Source organism: Massilia sp. IC2-476 (assembly GCF_020707295.1).
In the GTDB taxonomy this organism is placed as follows: Bacteria; Pseudomonadota; Gammaproteobacteria; order Burkholderiales; family Burkholderiaceae_D; genus Telluria.
Genome location: NZ_JAJFER010000002.1, coordinates 1 through 10894, shown reverse-complemented (window position 1 = coordinate 10894; position 10894 = coordinate 1). Strand labels below are relative to the sequence as shown.

The window sequence follows — 10894 nt, the reverse complement described above, 5'->3', positions numbered from 1 at the left end:
GCCGCTCCTTACGCAGTCACCATCGCCGCCGACGGCGCGGTGGCGCCTGCCGTGGCCGATTGCGCCCGGCTGGCATTGCGGATCTGGAGGAAGTACACGTCTTCGAGGTCCGGCTCGACGCTCACGAAGCCCTCGTCCGGCTGGGACTCGGCGAACACATTGATCTGCGGCCGGCCCGCCACCAGGCGAGTCGACAGCACGTTGAAGCGCTCCTGGTATTCCGCCAGCGCGTCCTGGCTGACGGTGCGGCGCCAGACGCGGTTCTTGAGCGTATCGATCGCCGCCTGCGGTTCGCCCTGCAGCAGCACGGTGCCGCGCGCGATCATCGCCATGCGTGGGCACAGGTCGGTCACGTCCTCGACGATGTGGGTCGACAGGATCACGACCACCTGCTCGCCGATCTTGGCCAGCAGGTTCAGGAAGCGGTTGCGCTCGTCCGGATCGAGGCCGGCGGTGGGTTCGTCGACGATCACCAGGCGCGGCGCACCCAGCAGGGCCTGGGCGATGCCGAAGCGCTGGCGCATGCCGCCCGAATAGGTGCCGAGGGCGCGCTTGCGCGCTTCCCAAAGGTTGGTCTGCTGCAGCAGGGCCTCGACCGCTTCCTTGCGCTCGCCCTTGCCGGTCAGGCCCTTCAGGACCGCGAAATGGTTCAGCAGGCGCTCGGCGCTGACCTTCTGGTACACCCCGAAGTCCTGCGGCAGGTAGCCGAGCTGGCGGCGCAGCCCTTCCTTGTCCTTGAGGACGTCGAGACCGTTGAAATGGATGCTGCCGCTATCGGGATCCTGCAGCGTGGCGATGGTGCGCATCAGCGAGGATTTGCCGGCGCCGTTCGGCCCCAGCAGGCCGAACATCCCATTCGGAATCTCGAGGCTGACATCGTTGATGGCTTTGACGCCATTCGCATACGTCTTGTTGAGCTGCTTGATCGATAACATCTGTGTTCTCCAGGTCCCGTTGTTTATCAATGCAATCGCCCGCCACCGGCGGAACGAGGCAAGTGTTGCCAGAAGATAATGTACAGATAAGGAGTGCGAATGCCAGGTTTTTTGCGACCGGCTGCAGGATTCCGGGAATGAACGACGTGTTTTTGCCAGATGCATGCAGATGGCATACGCTTCTCATCCGAGTCGCATGGCGAAGAGAAACCGACCGACTTTCTTTTATCGAAAATTGTCAGTCAACTTCTTATGCCGGAGAGCGGCAAACCTGGTCTATTAATCGAATTTGCTGGTGTAGCCCAGCCGGCCAGTTGCCGGGTCGGGCTCGAGTTTGTAGATATCCCAGCCCTTGGCGGGCGTCGATCGCTCCAGCTTGTAAGCCAGAACAACCCGTTCGCCGTCGGTCCTCAGGTTGATTGCGCCGTAGACGGCAATGCTGCGATCGAGCTTGTCGACAAGTGCCTCGAACTTGATTTGTGCCCGGTCTCTTTCCTCATCCGTGTCCGCCTCGGAGATCTTCGCTGCCAGTTCTTTCAACTGCTCCCTGAGCACGGACGGGTGCTTGATCGACTCCTTGGTCGACCTCGCCAGTTCCGTGCTGAACACCAGCGGTCGGTCGCCTCGGCTGTTTTTCGCGATCGCTCCAAGGGCGTCTGGACGAGGGTGGCCGTAAGGCTCATCATCGCCGCTCGAGATGACCGTGGCGATGGGATTGATCGCCCTCACAAGCGACAGTAGCGTATCTGCGCTGCCGTGATGGCATGCCTTCGCGACATCGCTCTGAAAAATTGGTCGCGCCGCTTCCACGAGCAAAGCGATCTCCCCGGCATTTGACGGATCCGCCTTGATTCCTGTGTGCGCCTCGAGCAAAAGCTGACTCGATTCCATGTTGAGATCGCCCCCGAGGAAAACGCTGACATTGTTCAGCTTTAGCCGCAACACGACCGAATGCCCATTCTTGGTCCTGCCCGCGTCGCCCAACCAGCGCAGGCCCGGCTCCCCATCGACATCTTCTAGATAGGGCCCCAGCACCTCGATGACCAAGTCGCTTCCCTCGCCGTGCCCGGGCATGTAGTGGTCCGAATGGCTCAACATGAGGAAGTCGTCGAACTTTTCTGCGTCCAACGCATTCCGGAGCATCGTGGGATATCGTTTACCTGCCGAGGTAGCGGCGTCGGCGAGGAATTCATGCAATTCATCCTTGTTGCGGACGAGGCCAGTCACGTATTTGTGGTCGCCTGCTTCGTTCATTGCGCCCAATACTCCGGCTCGCCGGCCGGCTACGTTTTCCATCAAACCGTTGGTGTACACGGTGCGGAAGCGAATGTTGGGTGCTTTGAACAAATATTCGAAGCCGCCATAGTGATCGCTGTCCGAATGCGAAATCACTGCCGCATCCAGTACTGTCTCCTCCTTGAAGCCGAAGCGCCAGCGCAGGAAGCGGTACATGTTGTCACCCTTCCCCGCGTCGACGACATAGCGCTCGCCCCCAGGTGTCACTACGAGCGCGCCATCGCCCTGCCCGATATCGACGAACACAATTTCCAGCAAGCGATGCGCTTGTGTGTCGATAGCGCGGATCCATCCTTCCACCTTTCGTACCTTTACCAAGTGGTACTTGCCATCCGCGCTGGTATCAAGGACAGTCAGTTCATCTCCCCACAATAAATGTTTTATTGGCGAGAGTGCTTCAGGGGGCTGCCCATCGAGGCTGTCGCCACGCTCGTACACAATTGCGGAGGGATATCCCGCGTACAGGTATTCGGCCATCTGTTGACTCCTTAGCGAAGACTTCAGTTTGTAGAACCGCTACACAGTTCGGAGGGCGAAGTTGAATACGCCACTGCAACGCATTGGACTTCCCGGATCAGCACAGTGACAACAGCATTTGATCGCATCACATCGGGATGAACTAATGGTTAATAGTAATTTTAACTATTTGTATTTGCAATAACTAATTTATGCAGAGGCAGACTGCGTGCTTCGAGCGCGCTGTCTGCACGGACAGCGCACGGCTGGAAGCGCTCAATAACGGACTTTCACTCGACGCACCATCTTGTGGATCTGGTACAGGTCGGGAATCAGCACGCGTGGTGGGAAATCGCTATGCCAATCCCGGCAGTTCCCGCAGCCTGCACGAAGCTTGCCGGCAAATAGGAAGTTTGCGAAACGACGCCCTCAACAAGTGCGACCGCGAAATCAAGGCAAGCCTCTTGAACGCCGGCCAAGTCATCCAGCTCGGCTTCGCTGACGACAAAGCTGAACCGGGAATCGATGTGGCATCTGTTCTTCAAAATGCGTGGCTCACCTTTTTTCCACGTCCCGTCAACGCGAATGGGGTGAGAAGCAGCAAGGAATCGACATCCAAGGCCTCCCCTGCGATGCGGAGAATGCAGCTCAACTGGCCCTCTTCTGACCAGAAATTGCGTTGTCGGGATTGTAGCCGTCGCCACCACGATGCGTACCTCTGCTCGCTCGCAAACGCAGCTCCTCAATACTTCTTAAGATGTGGCGAATCTGCCCCAGTCCCCTGAAAGAAACCGATGAGTCTAGCCGTGTTGAGAAGCCGGGCCCTGGCCGGCATGGAGGCGCCCGCCGTCAACGTCGAGGTGCACCTGGCCAATGGATTACCGGCGCTGACCATCGTCGGCCTGCCTGACGCCGAGGTGCGCGAAGCCAAGGACCGCGTACGCGCGGCCTTGCAGAACTCGGGCTTCACGATCCCGCCGCGCCGCATCACGGTCAACCTGGCGCCGGCCGACCTGCCGAAGGAGTCCGGCCGTTTCGACCTGCCGATCGCGCTCGGCATCCTGGCCGCCTCGCAGCAGATCCCGGGCGAGGCCCTGGCGCGTTATGAATTCGCGGGCGAGCTGTCGCTGTCGGGCGAGCTGCGCCCGATCCGTGGCGCGCTGGCGATGACCTTCGCAATGCACCGCCATGCCGATGGCGGGCGTGGCGGGGTGCGCGCCTTCATCCTGCCGCTGGCCAACGCCGACGAAGCGTCGCTGGTGAGCGACGCCGCCATCTACCCGGCCCGCACCCTGCTCGAGGTGTGCGCCCACTTCGCCCACGGCGCGGGCAATATGCGGCTGTCGCGCCACCAGGGACAGGCGCCGCAGGCCCTGACCGACTACCCTGATTTCGCCGAAGTGAAGGGCCAGCAGAGCGCCAAGCGCGCACTCGAAGTGGCCGCGGCGGGCCTGCACTCGGTGCTCATGATCGGACCGCCCGGCGCGGGAAAGAGCATGCTGGCTGCGCGCTTTCCCGGCCTGCTGCCGCCGATGTGCCAGGACGAAGCGCTGGAGTCGGCCGCGGTGCAGTCGATCGCCGGCAGCTTTTCGCCCGAGCGCTGGCGCCGCCGCCCGTTTCGCAGTCCGCACCACACGAGTTCCGGCGTCGCCCTGGTCGGCGGCGGCAACCTGCCGCGACCCGGCGAAGTCTCGCTGGCCCACCACGGCGTTCTGTTCCTGGACGAGCTGCCAGAGTTCGACCGGCGCGTGCTCGAGGTGCTGCGCGAGCCGCTCGAATCGGGCCGCATCACGATTTCGCGCGCGGCGCGCCAGGCCGACTTCCCGGCCCGCTTCCAGCTGCTGGCGGCAATGAATCCCTGTCCCTGCGGCTGGCTCGGTCACGCCTCCGGCAAATGCCGCTGCACGCCGGAAACCGCGCAACGCTACCAGGACCGCGTCTCCGGCCCCCTGCTCGACCGCATCGACATCCAGCTGACGCTGGCGGCCATGCCGGCCGAGAGCATTGCGGGCCAGGCCGATGGTGAAGCCAGTAGTGCGATCGCCGAGCGGGTGGCGCGCGCCCATGCGCTGCAGCTGGCGCGCCAGGGCAAGCCGAACCAGCGCCTGGAGCCGCGCGACATCGACCGCTACTGCCGTCCCGATGCGGCCGGCGAGCGCCTGCTGCGCGCGGCCATGCAGCAGCTGCACTGGTCGGCGCGCGCCTACCACCGCGTGCTCAAGGTAGCGCGCACGGTGGCCGACCTGGCGGCCAGCGAGCATGTCGCGGCGGAGCACATCGCCCAGGCGATCCAGTACCGGCGCGCGCTGCGCGAGGGCTGAGCCATGCGTCACAGGTAGTGGTTGCGTTCGACGCGCCGCCTGCTACCATCGTGGCATGCACCTCAAACAACTCTCGTACGCAGCGCTTGCGGTCCTTACTCTGGCGAGCTGCTCGCCCACCTACAACTGGCGCGACTACACCAGCAGCGACGGCAGCTTCCGCGTCCTGTTCCCTGCCAAACCCTCGACCCACACGCGGCCCATCGACCTGGGCGGCATCAAGGTCGACATGACGATGACCGCCGCCGAAGTGGAAGGCACGACCTTCGCGGTCGGCACCGCCGTGGCGCCGGATGCGGCCCTGGCCCGGGCCACCCTGCCCGCGATGCGCCAGGCGCTGCTGCGCAATATCGGGGCCAGCGCGCCTCTAGGGGAAACGCTCGACGTCGACGCGGTCGGCAAGGGCAATGGCGGTCCGGTGCGCCTGGTCGGGCGCTTCGCCGCCAAGGGAGCGCGCATGTACCAGGTGATCGTGGTGGGCAAGCCGGGCGCGATGCCGCCCGAGCACACCGAACAGTTCCTTTCTTCCTTCGCGCCGCAATGATGAATGACCCTAGCCCGGCCCTGCGCACGGCAGGCCTCTCCAAATCCTTCGGCCGCCCGGCGGTCGATGGGCTCGAGCTGCAGGTGCGGCGCGGCGAACTGTATGCGCTGCTCGGCCCCAACGGCGCCGGCAAGACCACGACCCTGCGCATGGTGACCGGCCTGCTGGCGCCGGACGCCGGCCGCATCGAGGTCTTCGGCATCGATCTGGAAGAGGCGCCGCTGGAGGCCAAGCGCCGCATGGCCTACCTGCCGGACGATCCGATGTTGTACGGGAAGCTCAAGCCGACGGAGTACCTCGAGTTCGTGGCGGGACTGTGGGGCGTCGATGCAGGGGCGGCCGAACCGCGCGCGCGCGAACTGCTCGACTGGCTGGACCTGAGCCCGCACGCACACGAGCTGACGGAAGGCTTTTCGCGCGGGATGAAGCAGAAGCTGGCGCTGGCCGGGGCGCTGATCCACGAGCCCGAACTGCTGATCCTCGACGAGCCGCTCACCGGCCTGGATGCGGCAGCGGCACGCCAGGTCAAGGACCTGCTGCTGTCGCACGTGGCCAAGGGCGGCACCGTGATCCTCACCACCCACATCCTCGAAGTGGCAGAGCGCCTGGCGCAACGCATCGGCATCATCCGGCAGGGGCGCCTGATCGCGGAAGGCACGCTCGACGAGCTGCGCGCACGCACCAGCGGCGCGAGCCTCGAAGACGTGTTCCTGCAGCTGACCGCGCAGCCATGATGAGCGTCCCGGGAAGCATTCCCTGGCTGTTCCGCCACGAGCTGCGGCTGCTGTGGTTCAACGCCGCGGCGTCCAGCAAGCCGGGCAAGGCGGCGCGCCGCCCTGGCACGGCCGGACTGGCAACCATTGCCGTGGTCTGGCTGGCGCTGCATGCGCTGGCCTGGTATGCGGTCAGGCTGATCGCCGGCATCGGCATGGCCGACCCGCGCATCATGGTGGGGGTGAGCGCCCTGCTGTTCGGCCTCATGACCTTCATGCTCTCCAGCGCACTCAAGTCGAGCGTGATGGTGCTGTTCGAACGCGGCGACCTGGACCTGTTGCTGTCCTCGCCCCTGCCCTCGCGCAGCATCTTCACCGTGCGCCTCGCCACGGTGGCCGTGGGGACGGCGGCGCCCTACCTGTTCTTCCTGGGGCCGTTCGCGCACATGGGGGCCGTGCTCGGCCACCTGGGCTGGCTCGCGCTCTATCCGGTCCTGCTGGGCACCGCGACCATCATCGCCTGCGCCGCGATGCTGCTGACGCTCGGCCTGGTGCGCACGATCGGCGCGCGCCGCACGCGCGTCATCGCGCAGATCATCGGCGCCCTGGCCGGTGCGATGATCTTCATCCTGTCGCAGCTGTTCTCGCACTTCGCCTCGCGCATGGAAGCGCAGGCCATGGCGGCGTTTGCACGGGCCTTCGCCTCCGATGGACCGCTGGGTGTCGACAGCCCGCTGTGGCTGCCGGGCCGTGCGCTGCTGGGCGAGCCGCTCCCGGTGCTCGGGATCGCGGCGCTGGCGCTGGCCGCTTTTACGTTCACGGCGGGCCGTACGCACCGCTTCTTTGTGCACGGGTTGCAGCAGGCGGCATCCTCGTCGAGGGCGGCGCGCAGGCCCGCGGGCGGGGTGCGCTATCGCTTCGGGCGCGGGCTGGTGGCGACCGTGCTGTTCAAGGAGTGGCGGCTGATCCTGCGCGACCCGCACCTGATTTCGCAGGTGGCGCTGCAGCTGATCTACCTGCTGCCGCTGTTCTTCGTCATCTTCCAGCGCGGCGAGCTGCGCCTGACGGCGCTGGGGGCCGGGTTGACGCTGCTGTGCAGTTCGCTGACAGCCTCGCTGGCCTGGATCGTGGTGTCGGCCGAAGATGCGCCCGACCTGCTGCGCCTGTCGCCGTCGCCACAACGTACGATTCGCTTCGCCAAGCTGGGCGCGGCCGTCTTGCCACCACTCGCGCTGGTGCTCATCCCCCTGGCCTGGCTGCTGGTGCGCGAGCCCTTGGCCGGCCTGGTGACGGTCCTGTGCGTCACCGGTGCGGTCTGCACGGCGGCGCTGATCGTGCACTGGTGCGGGCGGCCGGGATCGCGCAGCGATTTCCAGACGCGCGGCAAGAGCGACGTGCTGACCACGATCCTCGAGATGCTCAACAGCCTGGCCTGGGGCGGGCTGGCATGGGCGCTGTCGGCGCTGGTGGCGGGCGCGTCCGACAAGCTGATCGTGGCGACCTGGATCGCGGCCGCGGCGGTGCTAGTGGTGCTCGCACTGTCCTGGTTCCTGCGGCGGCCGCAGCCCTAAGTGCGTGCGCGGGATGACCGGGTTTTCAAGACGTGTTATCGTTTAGTCACTAACAGATCAATGGGCATAGTTATGTTGATTACATTTAAATGCAAATCCTATCCTGAGGTCCTGATGTACCAGGAACACGCCAAGCGCATCCTGGACCTGCTGCATAAGGATATCGAACGCGGTGTCATCACCGCGGAAGAGGCGCCGCGCGCGGTGGCGCTGCTCGAGGGCGAAATCGAAGAAAGCCGCAAGCACCAGATCTCGGAGCAGGTCGAGCGCGACGTGCAGGCGCACCATGGTGAAACCGAAGACAACGAACACGAGCCGATCGAGGTGGTCACCTTCTCCACGCGGGCCTATCCCCTGCTCGAGATGCTGCGCTCGGCACGCGACCAGCATACGGATGTGCTCTGGGGGGTTTGAGGCTCTCTACGAATGGCTGAATGAGCGGGGCGCAAGCCCCGCTTTTTTTATCCGCTGGTGCAGCGCTGACCCAGCTCCATGGAACGCTTGACTCTGACACTGATGTCAGGCTTTACAGTCCTTTCACACTAACCAACGAAAGGACCTGACACATGAGCTCCTGGAGAACTCTTTCTCTGCCCCTGATGGCCTGCCTGCCATTGGCCGCCTCCATCCACGCCGAAACACTGGACGTATCCAACAGGGGCAGCCTGGCCTGCCCCGTTGTCCAGGACGCAGCCGGACATGCAGAGCCGGGTGAAGTGGTGCGTGAGTTATACCGCCTCGTCTCTGGGCCGCCGGGTAAAGGGAAGGACTGGGCACGTCTGCGCGACTTGCACGCTCTTGGAGCGATCATTACTGTTCCTCAACATGTTGGGGACAGGGTCGATGCGACGACCTACAATGTGGAAGGGTTCGCCGCGCTGAACGACAAGCTGTTTGGACAGCGCGGTTTTTATGAAGTCGAACTCCGGCAGGAAACGCAGAAATTCGGGCACGTGGCGCATGTGTGGAGTGCCTATGCCAGTAGCGAACACCCCGGCGGCCGTCCTTACGCCTACGGCATCAACAGCTTTCAGCTGCTAAATGATGGCAAGCGTTGGTGCGTGGTGTCCGCTACCTGGGATGGAGAGGCGTCGCGCCATGTTGCGATACGTGACTGGGCGCGCCTGCCTGCCGAACCAGTCCATTGATCCAGGAAACAGATGAAAGCAGACCACTACTCGATCGGAGAACTGTCACGCCTAACAGGCGTCAGCGTGCGCGCCTTGCGCCACTATGAGCAGATCGGTGTGCTTCCTGCCCAGCGCACGGCGTCCGGCTATCGCGTTTTCATGCCGGCAGCCGTGGAGCACGTCAAACGCATTCAGGTCCTGTTGAAGAACGGCTTCACGCTGGCGCAAATCCAGCCCGTGGTCTCGGTGTTTGGCCTGGAGCTCGAGACGCGCCGCAGTGTCTGCGGCGACGTGATCCGTCTGTACCACGCAAAGCTCGAGGAACTGGACGAACGCATCGCTTCGCTGGTTGCACTGCGCGAACAAGCGGCGGCGCGGCTTGCGTTCATCGAGCAGCAGCGTCGCGCTGGTGGACCCGCATAGTTGACTCGTTGACCCAGGCCGGCATGGTTCACCTTGAAGGGAAAGCACAAAGCAAAAAGCCCGCTCAGTCTTAACTGAGCGGGCTTTGCATATAACTAGCCTGACGATAACCTACTTTCACACTGGTTGCAGCACTATCATCGGCGCAAAGTCGTTTCACGGTCCTGTTCGGGATGGGAAGGGGTGGGACCGACTTGCTATGGTCATCAGGCTTTGACTTGTCTGAGCGTTGGCTTGGGGCCAGCACTCACAATCCGGGAAGAAGTATCGTTCTTTTTGTTCTTGGGTAGCAGTATCAACAAACTGCAGCTGTATTTCTTGACTCGTCTATAGCCTACCAAGGTTATAGGGACAAGCCGTACGGGCAATTAGTACTGGTTAGCTTAATGCATTACTGCACTTCCACACCCAGCCTATCAACGTCCTGGTCTCGAACGACCCTTCAAGGAGCTCAAGGCTCCGGGAAATCTCATCTCAAGGCAAGTTTCCCGCTTAGATGCTTTCAGCGGTTATCTCTTCCGAACTTAGCTACCCGGCAATGCCACTGGCGTGACAACCGGTACACCAGAGGTTCGTCCACTCCGGTCCTCTCGTACTAGGAGCAGCCCCCTTCAAATTTCCAACGCCCACGGCAGATAGGGACCAAACTGTCTCACGACGTTTTAAACCCAGCTCACGTACCACTTTAAATGGCGAACAGCCATACCCTTGGGACCGGCTACAGCCCCAGGATGTGATGAGCCGACATCGAGGTGCCAAACTCCCCCGTCGATATGAACTCTTGGGAGGAATCAGCCTGTTATCCCCAGAGTACCTTTTATCCGTTGAGCGATGGCCCTTCCATACAGAACCACCGGATCACTATGTCCTACTTTCGTACCTGCTCGACTTGTCGGTCTCGCAGTTAAGCACGCTTATGCCATTGCACTATTAGCACGATGTCCGACCGTACCTAGCGTACCTTCGAACTCCTCCGTTACACTTTAGGAGGAGACCGCCCCAGTCAAACTGCCTACCATGCACTGTCCCCGATCCGGATAACGGACCAAGGTTAGAACCTCAAACAAACCAGGGTGGTATTTCAAGGATGGCTCCACGAGAACTGGCGTCCCCGCTTCAAAGCCTCCCACCTATCCTACACAGATTGGTTCAAAGTCCAATGCAAAGCTACAGTAAAGGTTCATGGGGTCTTTCCGTCTAGCCGCGGGTAGATTGCATCATCACAAACATTTCAACTTCGCTGAGTCTCGGGAGGAGACAGTGTGGCCATCGTTACGCCATTCGTGCAGGTCGGAACTTACCCGACAAGGAATTTCGCTACCTTAGGACCGTTATAGTTACGGCCGCCGTTTACTGGGACTTCAATCAAGAGCTTGCACCCCATCATTTAATCTTCCAGCACCGGGCAGGCGTCACACCCTATACGTCCACTTTCGTGTTTGCAGAGTGCTGTGTTTTTATTAAACAGTCGCAGCCACCAGTTTATTGCAACCCTTTCACCCTTC

9 protein-coding genes and 2 rRNA genes are annotated in these 10894 nt (G+C 62.5%); 7 read left to right on the top strand and 4 right to left on the bottom strand.

All coding sequences use genetic code 11. From position 1 onward, the window contains the following. Nucleotides 1-8 precede the first annotated feature (8 nt). Together LK539_RS04855 and LK539_RS04850 are read right to left on the bottom strand one after the other, a co-directional pair. Entirely contained in the window at nucleotides 9-935 is a 927-nt protein-coding gene (locus LK539_RS04855; protein WP_227799791.1) for an ABC transporter ATP-binding protein, read from the bottom strand. A gap of 279 nt (nucleotides 936-1214) precedes the next feature. Then, a complete protein-coding gene (locus LK539_RS04850) occupies nucleotides 1215-2708 on the bottom strand; it encodes a ComEC/Rec2 family competence protein (protein WP_227799790.1) in 1494 nt (497 codons plus the stop codon). A gap of 773 nt (nucleotides 2709-3481) precedes the next feature. Here LK539_RS04850 and LK539_RS04845 point away from each other — a divergent pair. From LK539_RS04845 to LK539_RS04815, 7 genes are all read left to right on the top strand, one after another. Next, nucleotides 3482-5008 (top strand): YifB family Mg chelatase-like AAA ATPase, encoded by a 1527-nt coding sequence (locus LK539_RS04845; protein ID WP_227799789.1) that lies wholly within the window; start codon nucleotides 3482-3484, stop codon nucleotides 5006-5008. Between the two features lie 55 nt (nucleotides 5009-5063). Continuing rightward, nucleotides 5064-5552 carry a hypothetical protein gene (locus LK539_RS04840; protein ID WP_227799788.1) on the top strand — a complete coding sequence of 163 codons (489 nt, stop codon included), beginning with the start codon at nucleotides 5064-5066 and terminating at the stop codon, nucleotides 5550-5552. Next, nucleotides 5549-6286, top strand: a complete 738-nt coding sequence (locus tag LK539_RS04835) for an ABC transporter ATP-binding protein (protein WP_227799787.1) — start codon at nucleotides 5549-5551, stop codon at nucleotides 6284-6286. Before LK539_RS04840 ends, LK539_RS04835 begins: the two co-directional genes overlap by 4 nt. Further along, nucleotides 6283-7836: a hypothetical protein gene (locus LK539_RS04830; protein ID WP_227799786.1), complete on the top strand. Its 1554-nt coding sequence runs from the start codon at nucleotides 6283-6285 to the stop codon at nucleotides 7834-7836. Before LK539_RS04835 ends, LK539_RS04830 begins: the two co-directional genes overlap by 4 nt. A gap of 72 nt (nucleotides 7837-7908) precedes the next feature. Further along, nucleotides 7909-8250 carry a DUF1840 domain-containing protein gene (locus tag LK539_RS04825; RefSeq protein WP_227799785.1) on the top strand — a complete coding sequence of 114 codons (342 nt, stop codon included), beginning with the start codon at nucleotides 7909-7911 and terminating at the stop codon, nucleotides 8248-8250. A gap of 152 nt (nucleotides 8251-8402) precedes the next feature. Continuing rightward, nucleotides 8403-8984, top strand: a complete 582-nt coding sequence (locus tag LK539_RS04820) for a hypothetical protein (RefSeq protein ID WP_227799784.1) — start codon at nucleotides 8403-8405, stop codon at nucleotides 8982-8984. 12 nt (nucleotides 8985-8996) lie between these two features. Further along, nucleotides 8997-9389: a MerR family transcriptional regulator gene (locus LK539_RS04815; RefSeq protein ID WP_227799783.1), complete on the top strand. Its 393-nt coding sequence runs from the start codon at nucleotides 8997-8999 to the stop codon at nucleotides 9387-9389. Nucleotides 9390-9487: 98 nt separating this feature from the next. On the opposite strand, the gene rrf is transcribed toward LK539_RS04815, so the two are convergent. Beyond that, nucleotides 9488-9600, bottom strand: a 5S ribosomal RNA gene (rrf, locus tag LK539_RS04810). Nucleotides 9601-9736: 136 nt separating this feature from the next. Continuing rightward, nucleotides 9737-10894: ribosomal RNA gene (locus LK539_RS04805) — 23S ribosomal RNA — on the bottom strand; the annotation flags it as partial.